The sequence below is a fragment of the Aquitalea sp. ASV15 genome (assembly GCF_016429115.1).
GTDB lineage: Bacteria > Pseudomonadota > Gammaproteobacteria > Burkholderiales > Chromobacteriaceae > Aquitalea > Aquitalea magnusonii.
On sequence record NZ_JAELTZ010000019.1, the window covers coordinates 67445 to 85454 of the forward strand.

Consider the following 18010-nt stretch of genomic DNA (forward strand, 5'->3'; position numbering starts at 1 on the left):
TTTGCCGTTACAATCCAGACATTGAACTGCAACAGCCAAGCCGCCGTCTCGTACGGCGGCTTGTGTTTTTGATGATGGCGGGGGTACCGCCTCAGGAGAGCATCCGAATGAACAAAGTCCCGTTGACGCTGCGTGGCGCCGAACTTCTCAAAGAAGAACTGCAACGCCTGAAGAGCGTGGAGCGCCCGGCGGTGATCGAAGCGATTGCCGAGGCACGGTCGCATGGCGATCTGTCGGAAAACGCCGAATACGACGCGGCCAAAGAGCGCCAAGGCTTCGTTGAAGGCCGTATTGCCGAACTGGAAGGCAAGATTTCCAATGCCATGATCATCAATCCGGCCGAGCTGGATGCCGATGGTCGTGTGGTGTTTGGTGCCACCGTCGAACTGATGGATCTGGAAACCGAAGACCAGGTCACCTACCAGATCGTGGGTGATGATGAAGCCGACATCAAGGTCTGCAAGGTGTCGGTCAATTCGCCGATCGCCCGTGCGCTGATCGGCAAGGAAGCCGGCGACGTGGCCGAAGTACTGGCACCGGGCGGCATCCGCGAATACGAAGTGCTAGACGTCAAGTACATCTAAAACTGTCAGATCAAACGCGCGCTTTCGCGCGTTTTTGCTGTGGAGTCAGGGAGCACGCATGGACGGATTGCGAGCGATTACCAGAACCTTCTGGATAGGCGGGCTGTGGGTCATCGGCCTGATTGTCACGCCGGTGCTGTTCAAGATGCTGGACACGGTGACCGCAGGCATGGTGGCCGGCAAGCTGTTTGCCGCCATTGCCTGGGTGGGTCTGGTGTGCGGGGTGTTTCTGCTGGTGGACAATATCTGGCGCAATGGCGTGCGCGGCATGAAGGAAAGCAGCTTCTGGCTGATCGTCGGCATGCTGCTGTGCACTGTCATCAACCACTTTGCCGTCACCCCCATCATCGCCGAGCTGAAATTGCAGATGAACCATGCGGCGGAAGGGCTGTTTGGTGGCGGCTTTGCCACCTGGCATGCCATTTCCAGCCTGATCTATCTGGTGCAGAGCCTGATGGGCCTGGCCTATATCCTGCGTCGTGACTGACAGGATCTGACCACAAGAATGGCCGGTATAGCAAAAGCGGTGGAGTCCCACCGCTTTTGCTATACCGGCCAAGGGCTGGCTCAGGATTGCGAGGCCAGCTTCAGTGCCTTTTTGTTTTTCGGCAGCACGATGCGCTGCTTGTCGCTGGGACGCCACAGCACCAGCAGTTTGCCGATATGCTGTACCGGCGCAGCACTGAGTTCATCGCAAATCTGCTCGTAAAGAGCGATGCGGGCAGCGCGGTCATCACCCTGCACGCGGATCTTGATCAGCTCGTGGGCATCCAGGCTGATGGCGATTTCGCGCAGTACGGAGTCGCTCAGACCATTATTGCCGATCATCACGACCGGGTTCAGTGTCTGGGCCAGACCCTTGAGGTGTTGGCGCTGGAAAGGTTGCAGTTCGATTTTCATTGGACAGGCTTGGTTTCAAAGCAAAACGGGATTCTACTAGAGTTTGGCACTTTGCCCAAACTCTGGCCACAAACAGACTGAAAAACAACAGGATAGCCCACCGGCTATGCTGGATGAGATTGGCAGGAAGCTACCCATGGCAAGAAGTACCAGCAGCAATACCTGGCTGCGCGAACATGTTAACGACCAGTATGTACAGATGGCCAAGAAAGACGGCTACCGGGCAAGGGCCGCGTACAAGCTGCTGGAAATCAACGAAAAAGACAAACTGATCCGTCCGGGCACCGTGCTGGCCGATCTGGGCAGTGCCCCCGGCAGCTGGTCGCAAGTGGCCGCCCGCATCGTGGGGGCGCAGGGCAAGGTGTTTGCGCTGGACATCCTGCCGATGAATCCGATTGCCGATGTGGAATTCATCCAGGGCGATTTTCGAGAAGAAGAAATATTGCAGCAGTTCGTCGACCTGCTGGATGGCCGCGCGCTGGACCTTGTAATTTCGGATATGGCACCCAATATCTCGGGGATGAGCGCCATGGATCAGGCCAGAAGTTTTCTACTGTGCGAGCTGGCTCTGGAATTTGCGCGCGACCACCTGAAACCCGGCGGCAGTTTTCTCGTCAAAGTGTTCCAGGGCAGTGATTTTCAGTCCTACCTCCAGGCCATGCGCGAGCTGTTCGAAGAGGTGGTCACCCGCAAACCCAAGGCCTCGCGCGATCGTTCCAGCGAAATTTACTTGCTGGGCAAGGGCCGACGCTGACATACAACCCCCCGGGGTTTACAATCCATACCAATGAAATACGCAACCGCAAAGTCAGGGCACAGAGGAGTCCGCTACTCGTGAACAATATCGGCAAAAATATCGCCATCTGGGTCATCATCGGTTTGGTACTGATGACAGTATTCAATCAGTTCAACAAACGCCAGGACGCCCAGAACCAGATCGAGTACTCGCAATTCATCAGCGATGTCGAATCCGGCAAGGTGCAATCCCTGAGCATTGAGGGCCATCCCCTGCGTGGCCAGTGGCTGAAGGGCAAGCGGACCGACGGTTCGGCATTTGCCACCTACGCGCCGTACGACCCGCAACTGGTCGAAGACCTGATCAAGAACAATGTCCGCTTCTCCGCCAAGCCGGAAGAAGAACCGTCCATGCTGATGAGCATCTTCATCAGCTGGTTCCCGATGCTGTTGCTGATTGGCGTGTGGGTGTTCTTCATGCGCCAGATGCAGGGCGGCGGCAAGGGCGGTGCCTTCTCCTTCGGCAAAAGCAAGGCGCGCATGCTGGACCAGGACACCAATACCGTGACCTTTGCGGATGTGGCCGGCTGCGATGAAGCCAAGGAAGAGGTCAAGGAAATCGTCGATTACCTGCGTGATCCGTCGCGCTACCAGAGCCTGGGCGGCCGCATTCCGCGCGGCATCCTGCTGTGCGGTTCGCCGGGTACCGGCAAGACACTGCTGGCCAAGGCCATTGCCGGTGAAGCCAAGGTGCCGTTCTTCAGCATCTCCGGTTCCGACTTTGTGGAAATGTTTGTCGGCGTGGGTGCTGCCCGTGTCCGCGACATGTTCGAACAAGCCAAAAAGAACTCGCCTTGCATCATCTTCATCGATGAAATCGATGCGGTTGGCCGCCAGCGCGGTGCCGGTCTGGGCGGTGGCAATGACGAACGCGAACAGACGCTGAACCAGTTGCTGGTGGAGATGGATGGTTTCGAAACCAACACCACCGTCATCGTGATTGCCGCTACCAACCGTCCTGATGTGCTCGACCCGGCCTTGCAACGTCCGGGCCGTTTCGACCGCCAGGTGGTGGTGCCGCTGCCGGATATCCGTGGCCGCGAACAGATCCTGTCCGTGCACATGCGCAAGGTACCGATCGCTGCCGATGTGGAGGCTTCCGTCATCGCTCGTGGCACGCCGGGCTTCTCCGGTGCCGACCTGGCCAACCTGGTGAACGAAGCGGCGCTGTTTGCCGCCCGCCGTGCCAAGCGTCTGGTGGATATGGTGGATTTCGAATCGGCCAAGGACAAGATCATGATGGGTGCCGAGCGCCGCAGCATGGTGATGTCCGAGGAAGAAAAGCGCAACACCGCTTACCACGAATCCGGCCATGCCGTGGTGGCCAAGCTGTTGCCCAAGTCTGATCCGGTGCACAAGGTCACCATCATTCCGCGCGGCCGTGCGCTGGGGGTGACCATGCAGCTGCCGGAGCAAGACCGCTTTGCTTATGACCGCGGTTATCTGATGGACCGTCTGGCCATTCTGTTCGGCGGTCGTATCGCCGAAGAGCTGTTCATGAACCAGATGACCACCGGTGCTTCCAACGACTTCGAACGTGCCACGCAAATGGCGCGCGACATGGTGACCCGCTACGGCATGTCCGACAAGCTCGGTCCGATGGTGTATGGCGACAACGAAGGCGAAGTTTTCCTGGGTCGTTCCATCACCACGCACAAGAACCTGTCCGAAGCCACCATGCAGCAAGTGGATATGGAAATCCGCCGCATTATCGACGAGCAGTACGGGCTGGCCCGCCGTCTGCTGGAAGAAAACCGCGACAAGGTGGAAGCCATGACCGCCGCCCTGCTGGAGTGGGAAACCATCGATGCCGAGCAGATCAACGACATCATGGATGGCAAGCCGCCACGCCCGCCCAAACCGGGCAGCGGTTTCCCGGCCAAGCCGGAGGATAAGCCGGCTGAAGCCAGCCCGGCAGCAGCAACATCGACGCCGGCCCAGGAACTCTGATCACCGGTTTTTGCAGGGCGGCAGCTTAGGCTGTCGCCCTGTTTTGCATTTATCAGGCAGATATTTTCCATGCAATTGCTTGAATGCGGGCGTTTTCAGCTCGATCTGACCCAGCCCATGCTCATGGGCATCCTCAATGTCACCCCGGATTCGTTTTCCGATGGTGGTCGCTTCAACACCCTGGATAGTGCGCTGCAGCGTGCAGAAAGCATGCTGGCGGACGGTGCGGCCATTCTGGACATCGGTGGCGAATCCACCCGTCCCGGCGCGCCGGAAGTCAGTGTGCAGCAAGAGCTGGACCGGGTGATGCCGGTACTGGAAAAGCTCAAAGACATCGGAGCACCCCTGTCGCTGGATACCCGCCGTACCGCCGTGATGCGTGCTGCCCTGCAACTGGGGGCGGTCGATCTGATCAATGACGTGTCCGCACTGGAAGATGAGGGCGCGGTGGAAGCGGTGGCGGCATCGAATGTGGCGCTATGCCTGATGCACAAACAGGGCAATCCGGACTCCATGCAACTGGCCCCGGCTTATCAGGATGTGGTTGAAGAGGTGGGGCAGTACCTGCTACGACGGGTTGAGCTATGCCGCGCCGCCGGCATCGCCGATACCCGCCTGCTGATCGATCCCGGCTTCGGTTTTGGCAAAACGCTGCAACACAATCTGCAATTGCTGGCGGGCCTGCGTCGCATCGAAGCCATCAGCCGCCTTCCGGTACTGGTTGGCCTGTCGCGCAAATCCATGCTGGGGGCCATTACCGGCGAGGCTGTTCCCGCCGAGCGGCTGGGGGCCAGCCTGGCCGTGGCACTGCTGTCCTTGCAGCAGGGCGCCCGGATAGTCCGGGTACACGATGTCAAGGCCAGTCACCAGGTCTTGCAGGTGTGGCGTGCCATGCAGGACTATGCCTGCTGAGGCCAGCCGGCAGACCCGCAGTGTTTTGCGGTGCGACAGCTGCCAAGCAGCTGGCCGGACAGGTAGAATGTAGCATTCCCGCAGGGGCCTTTTTGCTGTTATGCGTTGCCGGCCAAGAGGCGGCAACGTGATTAGGATAATGAGATGAGTCGCAAATATTTTGGAACGGATGGTGTGCGTGGCGAAGTAGGGCAGTTCCCCATTACGCCGGATTTTGTTCTCAAGCTGGGCCATGCTGCCGGCCGGGTGCTGGTGGATCATGACAAGGCCCATCGCCCCACCGTGCTGATCGGCAAGGACACCCGGATTTCCGGTTACATGCTGGAGGCGGCGCTGCAGGCCGGCTTTACCGCTGCCGGTGTCAATGTATTGCTGACCGGGCCGCTGCCGACACCGGGTATCGCCTATCTGACCCGTGCCTTGCGGCTGGAGGCCGGGGTGGTGATTTCAGCCTCGCATAATCCGTATCAGGATAACGGCATCAAGTTTTTCGCCGAAGGTGGCAGAAAGCTGGATGACACGCTGGAGCTGGAAATCGAAGCCATGCTGGAACAGCCGATGACTACCAATGGCTCGGTGGAGCTGGGGCGTGCCCGGCGTATTTCCGGTGCGGCCGAACGCTATATCGAATTCTGCAAGAGCACCTTCCCGGGCGAGCGCGACCTCAAGCAGCTCAAGCTGGTGGTGGATTGCGCCAATGGCGCGACCTACCATATCGCCCCCAAAGTGTTGCACGAACTGGGTGCCGAAGTGGTGGTCATCGGTGGCGAGCCGGATGGCTACAACATCAATGACAAGGTAGGGGCGACTTATCCCAAGACGCTGCAGGTCGCCGTGCTGGAACACCATGCCGATTTCGGCATCTCGCTGGATGGCGACGGCGACCGGCTGATCATGGTGGATCGCAATGGCAAGGTGTATGACGGCGACCAGCTGATCTACATCATCGCCAAGGCCCGTGCCGCACGCGGCGAGCTCAAGGGCGGCGTGGTCGGCACCGTGATGACCAATATGGCGATGGAGCTGGCCCTGAACAAGCTGGGTGTGGCTTTTGGTCGTGCCAAGGTGGGTGACCGCTACGTACTGGAAATGCTGCACGCCAATGGCTGGCAGGTGGGCGGTGAGGCCTCCGGCCACATCCTCTGTCTGGACAAGCACACTACCGGCGACGGTATCATCTCCAGCCTGCAGGTACTGGCCAGCCTGGCCGAACTGGGCATCAGCATGGAAGAGGCCTGCAATGACTGGACGCCTTTCCCGCAAACCATGATCAATGTGCGGCACAACGGCTGCGACTGGAAAGCCGCTTCGACCGCGGCACTGGCCACGGCCGAAGCCGCGCTGGCTGGTGTGGGCCGTGTGGTATTGCGTCCTTCCGGCACCGAGCCGGTGGTGCGTGTCATGGTGGAAGCCAGTGATCGTGCCCTGTCGGAAAAGTGGGCCAGAGAAATTGCTGCCACCATCGAGCGCGTGGCCTGATTCCGTCCGAGTACCAGAAAAAGCCGCTGCCCGATGCAGCGGCTTTTTTTATGGGCAGCAGCGATCCGTCCCGTCCGTTCAGATCAACCGGCGTGGCACGCGCGGGGCAATGGCACACATCAGCTCATAGCCGATGGTGCCGGCTGCTGCAGCCACTTCTTCAATCGCCACATGTGGCCCCCACAGCTCCACCCGGCTGCCGATATCGGCAGCGGGGAGGTGGCTGAGATCGATGGCCAGCATGTCCATGGATACCCGGCCCACCGTGGTGCTGCGCTGGCCAGCCACCTGCACCGGCGTACCGCTGGGGGCGATGCGTGGGTAGCCATCGGCATAACCACAGGCGACGATGCCGATGCGCATGGCTTGTTCCGCCCGGAAATTCAAACCGTAGCCCACGGTGTCGCCAGCTTGCAGCTGCTGGATGGCGATGAGGTCGGCACTCAGTGTCATGGTGGTTTGCAGACCCAGCGCAGCACCGAGACATTCGGCAAACGGCGAGCAGCCATAGAGGGTGATGCCCGGTCGTACCACATCGCCATGGGTGTGAGGATGGCGGAATACTGCAGCCGAGTTGGCGGCGCTGACCGCGAGACCACTGGCTTGTGCCACTGGGGCAAAGGCTTGCCATTGCGCGGCTACGCCACGGGCATCATCGGCGGTGGCAAAGTGGGTCATGATGGTGCTGGTGCGGACCTGGGGCAGGGATTGCAGACTGGCCAACGTGGCGGCGACTTGCTCCGGACGAAAGCCCAGCCGGTTCATGCCGCTGTTTACCTTGAGCCAGACCTCAACAGGCGCTGGCAGGGAACCTTCCTGCAGCCAGGCAATCTGGTGAGGGGAGTGAATGGCACCACCAATGCGATAAGCGGCCATGGCTTCGACTTCCGCCCGGTCAAAAGGCCCCTCCAGCAGGACCATGTCTTGCTGGATTCCCGCCTCGCGCAGGGCGATGGCCTCTTCGATGTTGAGCAAGGCAAAGCCGTCGGCCATGTCAGCCAGCGCCTGGGCACAGCCCAGACTGCCATGGCCATAGGCATCAGCCTTGATCACGGCCAGGGCACGGCGGCCTGAGGTTTGTTTGCGGGATTGTGAATAATTATGGCGCAGGGCGGAATGATTGATTTCCACCCGTATAGGGCGTGTCATGTCAAGAAAGGATAAGGTCGAGGTGTGCTATTATAAGCGCCCGATCATGCACTCGGACAATCAGCCCGCGGCCAAATCTTGTGTCAGGACAAGACCGCGCCGGTCGGCGGAGCACTATGGACATACTGCAGATACTTCTCGATTTCTTTACCGGTTACGGTTATGTGGCTGTCTTTACCGTATTGCTGGTGTGTGGGTTCGGCATTCCGATTCCCGAGGACATCACCCTGGTCGCCGGTGGCATCATCTCCGGTCTGGGTTATGCCGATGTTGACATCATGTTCCTGGTGGGCATGGCTGGTGTGCTGGCGGGCGATGGCATCATGTTTGCTGCCGGTCGCTTTTATGGGCACAAGGTGCAGCGTTTCCGGCCGATTGCGCGCATCCTGACGCCGGAGCGTTTCGAAGCGGTGCAGGAGAAGTTTGAAAAGTATGGCACCTGGGTGTTGTTTGTTGCCCGCTTTCTGCCCGGTCTGCGTTCGCCCATCTTCATCACGGCCGGCATGACCCGGCGTGTGCCGTACTGGCGCTTTCTGTTGATGGACGGCTTTGCCGCGCTGATTTCGGTGCCGGTATGGGTCTATCTCGGCCATTACGGCGCCACCCAGCGCGAATGGCTGATGCACATGGTGCATCGCGGCCAGGTCGGCATTCTCTCGGCAGTCGGTCTGCTGCTGACGGTGCTGCTCATCGTCTATCTGTGCCGCCGCAAAAAGTGCTGTGCCACTTCCGAGCTGAAAAAATGACTGCATGAAAAAAGCCACCTGCCGGTGGCTTTTTTTTCGGGCGGGAATCAACCCACCTGCAGCAACTCCACTTCGAAGACCAGGGTGGCATTCGGCGGAATCACCCCACCCGCGCCGCGAGCGCCATAGCCCAGTTCCGGCGGAATGGTCAGCTTGCGCTTGCCACCCACCTTCATGCCGACAACGCCCTGATCCCAGCCCTTGATCACATGGCCGGCACCCAGCGGGAAGCTGAAGGGCTGATAACGATCCTTGCTGGAGTCGAACTTGCTGCCATTGGTCAGCCAGCCGGTGTAGTGCACGGTAACTTCTTCGCCGGCAACGGCTTCGGCACCTTCGCCGACGGTCAGATCTTCAATGATCAATGCGCTCATCTTGTCGTAGTCCTTGTTTCTGGTTCAAGCAGGGCGGAATTGTACCATTCGCCAGCCTGCATGGTTGCCGCATGGTCATATTGTCTTTGTATTTCACAATCAATGGCTTATAAAGAAATTAACTATCTGGTTTACCCACCCACCACCAGAAGGGGATTCGTCATGGACATTACCCACGGCACATCCCGGGAACACCCGGTTGTTCACCATGTATCCGTTACCCAACCACTGTTCTGGCTGCGCCAAGGCCTGAACGACCTGCGCAAAGCCCCTGCCGATGCCATGTTTTACGGCGCTGCCTTTGTGCTGATGGGCTATCTGCTGATCAGTTATTTCGATAGCGCGCCGCAGTTTGTGCTCACGCTCAGCACGCTGTTCCTGCTCGGCGGTCCTTTCCTCGCCATCGGCCTGGTTGATCTGGCGCGCCAGCACGAGGCCGTACGGGCGCCGCAGCGCGTCAGCCTGTGGCACAGCATGACCGCCTGGAAGGCAAACCTGCCCGGCTTCACCCTGTTTGCCGCGCTGCTGGCGGTGCTGGTGTTTGGCTGGTTCCGCATCTCCTTGCTGCTGTTTGCCTTGTTCTATGACACGGCAGCCCTGCCTAGCCTGGACGAGCTGCTGGCCAATGCCCTGCTGCCGGAAAACATGACCTTCCTGCTGGCCTATTTTGGCGTCGGTTTCCTGTTTGCCGCGACGGTGTTCGCGCTCAGCGTGGTGGCCATCCCCATGCTGCTCGACAAGGAAGTCGACACCGTGACGGCCATGGTCAACAGCCTGCAGGCGGTGTACAAGAATCTGCTGACGATGACGGTATGGGCCGTTATGATTGTGGCTCTTACTGCGGTGGGCTTTGCTACCTATTTCATTGGCCTGATCGTCATCATGCCCGTACTGGGGCTGGCCAGCTGGCATGCTTACCGCGCCATGATTTCCTACGAAAGCTGACGCCAGACTGATGAGCCAACCTTCCATCGTATTCCTCGACCGGGACAGCCTGCCTGTCCCGGTTCCCGCTTTTCCTTTTGCCCATGCCTATCGCGAAATTTCCGCCACCACGCCGGAGCAGATTGTCCAGCATGTGGGAAATGCCGATATCGTCATCACCAACAAGGTGCCGTTCAGTCGCGAAACCCTGCTGCAGTTGCCGGGGGTGAAAATGCTGGCTGTGGCAGCCACTGGTTACAACCATATCGACCTTGCCACCTGCCGCGAGCAGGGTATCGCGGTGGCCAACATCCGCCATTACGGTGACGAAACCGTAGCCGAACATGCCTTCACGCTGATGCTGGCGCTGGTGAAAAACCTGCCGGCCTATCAGCGCGATGTGGCTGCCGGGGTGTGGCAGCAGGCCAAGCAGTTCTGCCATTTTGGTGCGCCCATTCGTGACCTCAAGGGGGCCACACTGGGCATTTTCGGCGCTGGTGGCATTGGTCAGGCGCTGGCCGAGCGTGCACGCGCCTTTGGCATGCGGGTGCAGTTTGGTGAGCGCAAAGGGGCGAGCGTGGTGCGTGATGGCTATGTCAGCTTTGCCGACTTGCTGGCAACATCCGACGTGCTGTCCCTGCACTGTCCGCTCAATGATGACACCCGTAACATGATTGCCCAGGACGAATTGATGGCGATGAAGCCGGGGGCCATCCTGATCAATACCGCGCGTGGCGGTTTGGTGGATGAAGAGGCGCTGCTTGCTGCCCTGAAATATGGTCAGCTGGGAGGGGCCGGCTTTGACGTGTTGAGCAGCGAACCGCCGACACAGGGTAATCCGCTGCTCAAGGCACGCCTGCCGCATCTCATTGTCACCCCGCATATCGGCTGGGCCAGCCAGCAGGCCATGCAGCGCCTGGCGCAGCAGCTGGTCGACAATATCACTGCCTATGTGGCGGGCAAGGCTGAAAACCGGCTGGTCTGAGTGGCTGGCGGATAGTAGTACGGGCTTGAGTTTGTAAAATATTGTTTAATCAGTAAAAATATTTAAAGAGCAATGTCGGATCGTATCGGTCATTTATTTGTCATGATTTTAAATATTGTTAATGATTGAATTAAGGCATAGTATTAATTTGTCTGGGCCCGGCAACGGGCCCAGGCTGCCCCGCTTGATCCGCCGTGGTTGCTCTGTCTTCCACGGCGCTTTTTTTGCCTGTGGCAGGCGCAAGCGGGCAAGGAGAGGGGGGGGTCAGTCCGGAATATCGTTGGGATTGATGCGCGGGTGTTCTTCCTCGCCCATGCCCAGCTTGCCCCGCACACAGGAAATATAGCGGTTTACATCCGGGCCGCCACCGTAGCGCTGTGCATGCCAGATCATCTCCCCCAGGCATTCCATCATCTCGTGCTGGGCACGATGTTCGTCACCATGGCGCAGGGCCAGCTGTGCATACAATGAGCGGATGCCGAAGGGCTGGTCAATCGAGCGTTGTTCCTCGATGGCCACATGCAGGCCAAGATGCAGGAAAGGGTTGGTCTCGCCCATTTCCGGTGTCCATTCCTGTTCCAGGTATTTTTCCGGATGATTCAGGATGGAGTGGTACTCAGGGTGGTCTATAAGAATGGAAAGCACGATCTTTTCCAGATCGGTCAATGTCGTGCCATTCTGGTGCTTTTTCCAGGTGTCGAAGAAGAAGCCGCGGGCATCCTGGCGGCTGGGTGAGAACAGCATGTGCAATACCTGAGTACGTTTCTCGGATAAGTCAGGATTATACGGAAGGGAGACAGCCATGACCACGCTTTACGCATTCTCGGCCCTGACTCACACCGGCGGTCAATACCCCCTGTCCAGCCTGCAGGGCCAGGTGGTTTTGCTGGTGAATACCGCCAGCGAGTGTGGCTATACCCGGCAATATGCCGGTCTGCAGCAGCTGCATGAACAGCTGGCCGCAGCCGGATTGCGCATCCTGGCCTTTCCCTGCAACCAGTTTGGCGGGCAGGAACCGGGTAGCGATCAGGAGATTGCCGCATTTTGCAGCAGCCGTTTTGCACTGGGTTTTCCGGTATTGGCCAAGGTCGAGGTCAATGGCGCCCAGGCTGCGCCGCTGTGGCGCTGGCTGACCCAGGCGGACACGCCGCATCCGCATCCGGTGAAGTGGAACTTCACCAAGTTTCTGGTGGATGCGCAGGGCAGGGTGGTGAAGCGCTACGAGCCGGCGGTGGAGCCGCATGAACTGCGGGAGGATATCGAGAACTTGCTGAAACGGGCAGCAGCCAGCGGCTGATGCCCGCCATGGCTTACTGGCGAGTGAAGATGATGTCCCACACGCCGTGCCCCAGCTTGATGCCGCGGGCTTCGAACTTGGTGAGCGGGCGATAGTCCGGGCGCGGCGCATAGCCGTCAGCGGTATTGGCCAGATCGGCATTGGCGCTGAACACTTCCATGATCTGGATGGCGTAGTCTTCCCAGTCGGTGGCGGCATGCAGATAGCCGCCCGGTTTCAGCTTTTTCACCAGTTTTTCCACCAGTGGCGCCTGGATCAGCCGGCGCTTGTTGTGGCGCTTCTTGTGCCACGGGTCGGGAAAGAAAATATGGACCCCGTCCAGGCTGCCATCGGCCAGCATGTTGTCCAGCACTTCCACCGCATCGTGACGGATGATGCGCAGATTGCTCAGTTCCTTTTCGGCAATCAGCTTGCACAGATTACCCACGCCCGGCGAATGCACTTCCACGCCCAGATAGTCGCGCTCGGGATTGGCCGCGGCAATTTCAGCGGTAGCACCGCCCATGCCAAAGCCGATTTCCAGAATCTTGGGAGCCTGGCGGCCAAAAGCCTGCTGCAGATCGATGGGGGCTGCCTGATATTCGATGCCCCATTTGGGCATGCCTTCGTCCATGGCGCGTTGCTGGCCTGCCGAGAGATGTCCCTGACGCAGCACAAAGCTTCTGATGGCGCGCCCGAATGCCGGATTTTCCATGTGATTCAAACAGATAATTGCGGGAAGACGCGCATGTTACCGAATCTTGCCGCCCTTAGCGAGTGCCACGGCTTGCCAGGCGGGATTTGCCGCCAGTTGCGCGACAAATTGGCGCGCCGTGGGATAGCGCAGTACCACGCCCAGCTCCGCCAGGCGGGCATTGCGGATGCGCCGCGATTCCGCCATATACGACCACAAGGCCGGGCTGACCTGCTGGCGGACTGCGGCACGGCTCAGTTGGGGGGGCATGGGCAGGGCCAGTGCCTCGGCCAGCATGGCATACCAGTCGGTGATGGTCAGCGGTTCGTCATCACAGGCATTGAACACGCGGATGCCGCCACGCTGCTGCTGCAGGCTGGCGATGCACAAGCGTGCCAGATCATCGGCATGAATGTGATTGCTATAGCTGTCTTCCGTCGGCAGGATCAATGGCGTGCCTTGTAACAGACGGGTCAGCGGCAGGCGCTCCAGCGCGTAAATGCCGGGCGCGCGCAGGATGTTCAGCTGGCAAGCATGGCGGCGGGCAAAGGCCCGCAGTACAGCTTCGGCATCGGCCCGACGCTGGGCACGTTCGGTCTGTGGCTGCAGCGGCGAGCACTCGTCCAGCCAGGCACCATCCCCATTTCCATACACGCCAGTAGTGCTGATATAGCTAATACGCTGTGGTATCCTGTCGGCTTTTGCCAGTGCGTACAACAACTTGCGCGTGCGATTGTCGCGCAGGCCGCTGGCGGGAGGCGGTGCGGTAATCCATACCTCATCGGCCAGCCCGGCTATTCTGCGCAGGCTCTCCTGGCAGTCCAGATTGGCCATGATGGGGTGGGCGCCGCCCTGGCGCGCCGCCTCGGCTGCAGCCGCATGGTGGGCAATGGCGAAAACGCGCCAGTGCCGGACCAGTTCCGGCAGCGCGCGGCGGGCGACATCGCCCAGACCTGCAATCAATAAAGTACGCATAGGCAGCATATTACCCAGATTTGGAATAAAGGTACCCAATGAGTTCCCAGGTCAAAGTGCTCCCGAGTGGGCATACGTTCAGTGTTGAAGCGCATGAAACCATTCTGGAAGCGGCTTTGCGCCAGAATGTCGGCCTGCCTTATGGCTGCCGTGACGGTGCCTGTGGCGCCTGCAAGGGCAAGGTAGTGGAGGGTGAAGTCAGCCAGGATGGCTACCAGGAAAAAGCCCTGCCGGAAAGCGAACGCGTACAGGGCATGACCCTGTTCTGCTGTGCCCGTCCGCAAGGCGACATCACCATCGAGGCGCGTGAGGTGGCCGGTGCCGGTGATATCCAGATCAAGACCTTGCCCTGCCGCGTGGAAAGCATGGTGAAAATGCATGATGTGGCCGTGCTCAAGCTCAAGCTGCCGGTATCGGAGCGCCTGCAATTCCGTGCCGGCCAGTACATCGACATCCTGATGAAGGATGGCAAGAAACGCAGTTTCTCCATTGCCAATGCCCCGCATGACGATGCCTTTCTGGAATTGCACATCCGCCATCAGCCGGGCGGCAGTTTCTCGGAATACGTTTTCAGCCAGATGAAAGAGCGCGAGATCATGCGCTTCAAGGGCCCGCTGGGTTCCTTCTTCCTGCGCGAAGATTCCGACAAGCCGATTATTTTCGTCGCCAGCGGCACCGGCTTTGCACCGGTCAAGGGCATTATCGAACACGCCATTCACCATGGTATCCAGCGCCAGATGGTGTTGTACTGGGGCGCGCGCACCAAGGCCGATCTGTACATGGCCGAGCTGGCTGCCAGCTGGCAGGCCCAGCATGCCAACATCACGGTGATTCCGGTGTTGTCCGAAGCGCTGCCCGAAGATGCATGGCAAGGCCGTACCGGCTTTGTACACCAGGCGGTGCTGGACGACTTTGACGATCTCTCCGGCTACCAAGTCTATGCCTGCGGCGCACCGGTGATGGTGGAATCGGCGCATCGCAGCTTCATCCAGGAGCGCCAGCTGCCGGAAGACGAGTTCTTCTCGGATGCCTTCTTCCTGTCCAAGGACATGGCTGGCGGCAAGTAGGCAAGCCGGCAATCGCAACAACACAAAACCCCTGCATGCAGGGGTTTTTCTTTGGTCATCGCCTACTGTGCTGATGGCAGCATTTTGCCTGTCATCATCACATTTGCCACATTTATGGCCAGCAATCAGCCCGGCAGGCGTATTTTTGACCTGCATCAACATCCCTGTTTAGAGTATGGCTATTATGACTATCGACTAATCAATCAAGGCGGCATACCGCCAGTTAGAGGAGTGGAAGATGGAACTGCTGGGACAACTTCTATCCGACGATGTCGGCGTACTGGGATTGGCAACCATTGTGTTTGCCACGGTGGTGGTGTGTGGGGTGATCTTCGTTATCAGCCGCAAAGTGAAAAACGCCGGCCCGAATGACTGAGCGGGCCTGATTGTGATGGGCGTCTAGATTTCCTCTTGATGTGTGTGTTGGTGGATACGGTGGTGGGCCGTATCCATTTTTTTTGTCTGCGCGTACTTGTAAGAATTGTTTAACTTAGTTTTTTTGAATTATTGTCCGTGTCGAATTAAAAAGTTCTATTGGGATCTCCTCCCGCTTCCACCTATAACCTCCTCGTTACCCCTACTTCCAGCAAGGATTTGCCTGCTTTGCCCATTTGATCCTGATCAAACATGTGTTTGACGTTTCTGGAATCGGATCGGTCTCGTCACTATCATTACATCAACGAATAAGAAATTAATAATATATGGATTGATTTCAGGTTAATGTATTTCACGGAGAACGAAAATGTCCACTGAAACGGAAGTACAAGGTGGCGGAGCACCCAAACTCAAACTGGGTGCGCTCACCGCACTGGTAGTGGGTTCCATGATAGGCGGCGGCATCTTCTCGCTACCGCAGAACATGGCGGCAGGCGCAGGAGCAGGCGCCATCATCATTGGTTGGGCCATCACCTTTCTGGGCATGCTGACACTGGCATTTGCCTTCCAGATGCTGGCCAACCGCAAACCGGAGGTAGAAGGCGGGGTTTATGGTTATGCCCGCGCCGGTTTCGGTGACTACATGGGCTTCAACTCGGCCTGGGGTTACTGGATTTCGGCCTGGATCGGCAATGTGTCCTACTTTGTGGTGATGTTCTCGGCACTGGGTTTCTGGTTCCACGCTTTTGGCGATGGCAACACGCCAACCGCCATCATCTGTGCCTCTGTCCTGTTGTGGGGCCTGCATTTCCTGGTATTGCGCGGCGTGCATGGTGCGGCATTCATCAACACCATCACCACCATTGCCAAGCTGGTACCGCTGGCGCTGTTCATCGTGCTGGTGGTGTTTGCCTTCAAGATCGACACCTTCAATCTGGACTTCTGGGGTAATCCGAAACTGGGCTCCATCGTCGATCAGGTGAAGAGCACCATGCTGGTGACCGTGTGGGTGTTCATCGGTATCGAAGGTGCCTCGATGTTCTCGGGCCGTGCTGAAAAAATGAGCGATGTGGGCAAGGCTACCGTGGTGGGTTTCCTGCTGACCATTGCCCTGCTGGTGGCGGTATCGGTACTGGCACTGGGTGTGATGACCCAGCCGGAACTGGCTGCGCTGAAGAACCCGTCCACCGCCTACGTGCTGGAAAAGGCCATTGGCCCCTGGGGTGCCAACATCATGAACGCGGGTCTGGTGATCTCTGTCGGTGGCGCACTGCTGGCCTGGACGCTGCTGGCCGCTGAAGCACCCTACCTGGCTGGTAAAGATGGCGTGATGCCGCGCATTTTCGGCACCACCAATGCCAATGGTTCGCCTGCTGCCTCGCTGTGGCTGACCAACGGCCTGATCCAGCTGTTCCTGGTCATCACCCTGTTCAGCTCGGCCGGTTATCTGGCACTGCTGTCGCTGGCCACCTCGATGATCCTGATTCCTTACCTGCTGTGTGCCGTGTACTCCTTCATGGTGGCTCAGCGTGGCGAAGGCTACCAGGCTGGTGAAGGCAAGGGTCGTGACCTGAGTATTGCCGGTATTGCCAGTGTGTACGGTGTATGGCTGATCTATGCCGCTGGTGTGAAGTATCTGTTCCTGTCGATGGTGCTGTACGCCCCGGGCCTGCTGTTCTACCTGTGGGCCAAGAAAGAACATGGTGAAAAACCGTTCAAGGGCGCCGAAGCCGTACTGGCCGCCATCATCGTGGTACTGGGCGCCATTGCCGCCTACGAACTGATCACCGGTCAGCTCACCCTCTAAGACAACAACTGTTTACTGAGGAGCGCCTGCCAGGCGCTCCCCGACTCCCCTACCACACATTGAAGGAGTTTGATCATGACAAAATTTGGTGTGCATTCCGAATGCGGCAAGCTGCGCAGCGTGATGGTGTGCCGTCCGGGCCTGGCCCACAAACGCCTCACCCCCGACAACTGCCACGACCTGCTGTTTGATGACGTGATCTGGGTGGAACGCGCGCAGAAAGACCACGCCTACATGGTTGAACAGATGCGCGCCCGTGGCATCCATGTCATCGAAGCCCACGACGCCCTGGCCCAGGTGCTGGACGACAAGGCCGCCCGCAGCTGGCTGCTGGACCGCAAGGTCAAGGCTGACAACGTCGGCATCGGCATGCTGGCCGACCTGCGCAGCTGGCTGGACGAAATGCCCTCCACCCAACTGGCCGAGCACCTGATCGGCGGCATCGCCAAGTTTGAACTGCCGTTCGACCCCAAAGGCCTGTTCGGTGGCTATCTGGACCAGTCCGAATTCGTCATCCCGCCGATTCCCAACAGCCTGTTCCAGCGCGACCCGTCCTGCTGGATCTACGAAGGCGTGACGCTGAACCCGATGTACTGGCCGGCCCGCCGTCAGGAAACCCTGATCCTGCAAGCCATCTACCAGCACCACCCCTACTTCGCCGGCAAGGTGAAGGTATGGTGGGGCGACTGTGACAAGAACCACGGCCCGGCCACGCTGGAAGGCGGCGACGTGATGCCCATCGGCAACGGCGTGGTACTGATCGGCATGGGCGAACGCACCAGCCCGCAAGCGGTGGTGCAAGTGGCCAAGAATGTGCTGGGCAAGGAAGGCGGCGCCACCCGTGTGATTGCCTGCCAGATGCCCAAGTCGCGTGCCGCCATGCACCTGGATACCGTGTTCAGCTTCCTCGATATCGACCTGCTGTCGGTGTTCCCGGACGTGGTCAACGAAATCGTCTGCACCAGCATCTACGCCGGTGAGCAGGAAGGCGAAGTGCGCTTCGAACGCCACGATGGTG

Annotated in this window: 20 protein-coding genes; 14 read left to right on the plus strand and 6 right to left on the minus strand. The window is 59.0% G+C overall.

What is annotated here, in order from left to right:
- Positions 1–107: 107 nt before the first annotated feature.
- The gene (greA, locus tag JHD64_RS10680) at positions 108–584 is read left to right on the plus strand and encodes a transcription elongation factor GreA (RefSeq protein ID WP_059286043.1); all 477 of its coding nucleotides are present in this window, start codon (positions 108–110) and stop codon (positions 582–584) included.
- Positions 585–642: 58 nt separating this feature from the next.
- Positions 643–1071, plus strand: a complete 429-nt coding sequence (locus tag JHD64_RS10685; protein ID WP_059286044.1) for a DUF4149 domain-containing protein — start codon at positions 643–645, stop codon at positions 1069–1071.
- An 80-nt stretch (positions 1072–1151) separates the two neighbouring features.
- Here JHD64_RS10685 and JHD64_RS10690 read toward each other — a convergent pair whose 3' ends face one another.
- Positions 1152–1478, minus strand: a complete 327-nt coding sequence (locus JHD64_RS10690; protein WP_370540951.1) for a YhbY family RNA-binding protein — start codon at positions 1476–1478, stop codon at positions 1152–1154.
- A gap of 142 nt (positions 1479–1620) precedes the next feature.
- Here JHD64_RS10690 and rlmE point away from each other — a divergent pair, with 142 nt between their 5' ends.
- From rlmE to glmM, 4 genes are all read left to right on the plus strand, one after another.
- Positions 1621–2238, plus strand: coding sequence for a 23S rRNA (uridine(2552)-2'-O)-methyltransferase RlmE (gene rlmE / locus JHD64_RS10695; protein WP_059286060.1), 618 nt, complete (start codon positions 1621–1623; stop codon positions 2236–2238).
- 80 nt (positions 2239–2318) lie between these two features.
- Positions 2319–4229 carry an ATP-dependent zinc metalloprotease FtsH gene (ftsH, locus tag JHD64_RS10700; protein WP_199053219.1) on the plus strand — a complete coding sequence of 637 codons (1911 nt, stop codon included), beginning with the start codon at positions 2319–2321 and terminating at the stop codon, positions 4227–4229.
- 69 nt (positions 4230–4298) lie between these two features.
- Positions 4299–5141, plus strand: a complete 843-nt coding sequence (folP, locus tag JHD64_RS10705; RefSeq protein WP_199053220.1) for a dihydropteroate synthase — start codon at positions 4299–4301, stop codon at positions 5139–5141.
- Between the two features lie 144 nt (positions 5142–5285).
- Positions 5286–6620: a phosphoglucosamine mutase gene (glmM, locus tag JHD64_RS10710; RefSeq protein WP_199053221.1), complete on the plus strand. Its 1335-nt coding sequence runs from the start codon at positions 5286–5288 to the stop codon at positions 6618–6620.
- 78 nt (positions 6621–6698) lie between these two features.
- Here the strand turns inward: glmM and alr are convergent, their stop codons facing one another.
- On the minus strand, positions 6699–7769 hold the full coding sequence (gene alr, locus JHD64_RS10715; RefSeq protein ID WP_199053222.1) for an alanine racemase: 1071 nt from the start codon (positions 7767–7769) through the stop codon (positions 6699–6701).
- A gap of 116 nt (positions 7770–7885) precedes the next feature.
- On the opposite strand from alr, the gene JHD64_RS10720 reads away from it, so the two are divergent.
- The gene (locus JHD64_RS10720) at positions 7886–8515 is read left to right on the plus strand and encodes a DedA family protein (protein ID WP_059286050.1); all 630 of its coding nucleotides are present in this window, start codon (positions 7886–7888) and stop codon (positions 8513–8515) included.
- Between the two features lie 47 nt (positions 8516–8562).
- Here JHD64_RS10720 and JHD64_RS10725 read toward each other — a convergent pair whose 3' ends face one another.
- Positions 8563–8889, minus strand: coding sequence for an FKBP-type peptidyl-prolyl cis-trans isomerase (locus JHD64_RS10725; protein ID WP_059286051.1), 327 nt, complete (start codon positions 8887–8889; stop codon positions 8563–8565).
- A gap of 162 nt (positions 8890–9051) precedes the next feature.
- On the opposite strand from JHD64_RS10725, the gene JHD64_RS10730 reads away from it, so the two are divergent.
- Positions 9052–9834 carry a DUF2189 domain-containing protein gene (locus JHD64_RS10730; protein ID WP_059286052.1) on the plus strand — a complete coding sequence of 261 codons (783 nt, stop codon included), beginning with the start codon at positions 9052–9054 and terminating at the stop codon, positions 9832–9834.
- 10 nt (positions 9835–9844) lie between these two features.
- Positions 9845–10798 carry a D-2-hydroxyacid dehydrogenase gene (locus JHD64_RS10735; protein WP_059286053.1) on the plus strand — a complete coding sequence of 318 codons (954 nt, stop codon included), beginning with the start codon at positions 9845–9847 and terminating at the stop codon, positions 10796–10798.
- 264 nt (positions 10799–11062) lie between these two features.
- Here JHD64_RS10735 and JHD64_RS10740 read toward each other — a convergent pair whose 3' ends face one another.
- Positions 11063–11542 carry a DUF1841 family protein gene (locus JHD64_RS10740; protein WP_199053223.1) on the minus strand — a complete coding sequence of 160 codons (480 nt, stop codon included), beginning with the start codon at positions 11540–11542 and terminating at the stop codon, positions 11063–11065.
- Between the two features lie 58 nt (positions 11543–11600).
- On the opposite strand from JHD64_RS10740, the gene JHD64_RS10745 reads away from it, so the two are divergent.
- A complete protein-coding gene (locus JHD64_RS10745; RefSeq protein ID WP_059286055.1) occupies positions 11601–12095 on the plus strand; it encodes a glutathione peroxidase in 495 nt (164 codons plus the stop codon).
- Positions 12096–12108: 13 nt separating this feature from the next.
- On the opposite strand, the gene trmB is transcribed toward JHD64_RS10745, so the two are convergent.
- Together trmB and JHD64_RS10755 are read right to left on the minus strand one after the other, a co-directional pair.
- A complete protein-coding gene (gene trmB, locus JHD64_RS10750; protein ID WP_059286056.1) occupies positions 12109–12789 on the minus strand; it encodes a tRNA (guanosine(46)-N7)-methyltransferase TrmB in 681 nt (226 codons plus the stop codon).
- A 36-nt stretch (positions 12790–12825) separates the two neighbouring features.
- Positions 12826–13743: an NAD(P)H-binding protein gene (locus tag JHD64_RS10755; protein ID WP_199053224.1), complete on the minus strand. Its 918-nt coding sequence runs from the start codon at positions 13741–13743 to the stop codon at positions 12826–12828.
- Between the two features lie 38 nt (positions 13744–13781).
- Here JHD64_RS10755 and JHD64_RS10760 point away from each other — a divergent pair, with 38 nt between their 5' ends.
- From JHD64_RS10760 to JHD64_RS10775, 4 genes are all read left to right on the plus strand, one after another.
- Complete coding sequence (locus JHD64_RS10760) at positions 13782–14810, plus strand: CDP-6-deoxy-delta-3,4-glucoseen reductase (RefSeq protein WP_199053225.1); 1029 nt, start codon at positions 13782–13784, stop codon at positions 14808–14810.
- Between the two features lie 238 nt (positions 14811–15048).
- Positions 15049–15186 (plus strand): DUF3149 domain-containing protein, encoded by a 138-nt coding sequence (locus JHD64_RS10765; protein ID WP_082086308.1) that lies wholly within the window; start codon positions 15049–15051, stop codon positions 15184–15186.
- A gap of 366 nt (positions 15187–15552) precedes the next feature.
- Entirely contained in the window at positions 15553–16992 is a 1440-nt protein-coding gene (arcD, locus tag JHD64_RS10770; RefSeq protein WP_199053226.1) for an arginine-ornithine antiporter, read from the plus strand.
- Between the two features lie 75 nt (positions 16993–17067).
- Positions 17068–18010 (plus strand): arginine deiminase family protein (locus JHD64_RS10775; protein ID WP_199053227.1); only part of this gene is annotated, 943 nt, incomplete at its 3' end.

Coding starts and splice junctions, on each gene's coding strand:
- greA (WP_059286043.1), top strand. CDS start 108: ATGAACAAAGTCCCGTTGACGCTGCGTGGCGCCGAACTTCTCAAAGAA.
- JHD64_RS10685 (WP_059286044.1), top strand. CDS start 643: ATGGACGGATTGCGAGCGATTACCAGAACCTTCTGGATAGGCGGGCTG.
- rlmE (WP_059286060.1), top strand. CDS start 1,621: ATGGCAAGAAGTACCAGCAGCAATACCTGGCTGCGCGAACATGTTAAC.
- folP (WP_199053220.1), top strand. CDS start 4,299: ATGCAATTGCTTGAATGCGGGCGTTTTCAGCTCGATCTGACCCAGCCC.
- glmM (WP_199053221.1), top strand. CDS start 5,286: ATGAGTCGCAAATATTTTGGAACGGATGGTGTGCGTGGCGAAGTAGGG.
- alr (WP_199053222.1), bottom strand. CDS start 7,769: ATGACACGCCCTATACGGGTGGAAATCAATCATTCCGCCCTGCGCCAT.
- JHD64_RS10720 (WP_059286050.1), top strand. CDS start 7,886: ATGGACATACTGCAGATACTTCTCGATTTCTTTACCGGTTACGGTTAT.
- JHD64_RS10725 (WP_059286051.1), bottom strand. CDS start 8,889: ATGAGCGCATTGATCATTGAAGATCTGACCGTCGGCGAAGGTGCCGAA.
- JHD64_RS10730 (WP_059286052.1), top strand. CDS start 9,052: ATGGACATTACCCACGGCACATCCCGGGAACACCCGGTTGTTCACCAT.
- JHD64_RS10735 (WP_059286053.1), top strand. CDS start 9,845: ATGAGCCAACCTTCCATCGTATTCCTCGACCGGGACAGCCTGCCTGTC.
- JHD64_RS10740 (WP_199053223.1), bottom strand. CDS start 11,542: ATGCTGTTCTCACCCAGCCGCCAGGATGCCCGCGGCTTCTTCTTCGAC.
- JHD64_RS10745 (WP_059286055.1), top strand. CDS start 11,601: ATGACCACGCTTTACGCATTCTCGGCCCTGACTCACACCGGCGGTCAA.
- trmB (WP_059286056.1), bottom strand. CDS start 12,789: ATGGAAAATCCGGCATTCGGGCGCGCCATCAGAAGCTTTGTGCTGCGT.
- JHD64_RS10755 (WP_199053224.1), bottom strand. CDS start 13,743: ATGCGTACTTTATTGATTGCAGGTCTGGGCGATGTCGCCCGCCGCGCG.
- JHD64_RS10760 (WP_199053225.1), top strand. CDS start 13,782: ATGAGTTCCCAGGTCAAAGTGCTCCCGAGTGGGCATACGTTCAGTGTT.
- JHD64_RS10765 (WP_082086308.1), top strand. CDS start 15,049: ATGGAACTGCTGGGACAACTTCTATCCGACGATGTCGGCGTACTGGGA.
- arcD (WP_199053226.1), top strand. CDS start 15,553: ATGTCCACTGAAACGGAAGTACAAGGTGGCGGAGCACCCAAACTCAAA.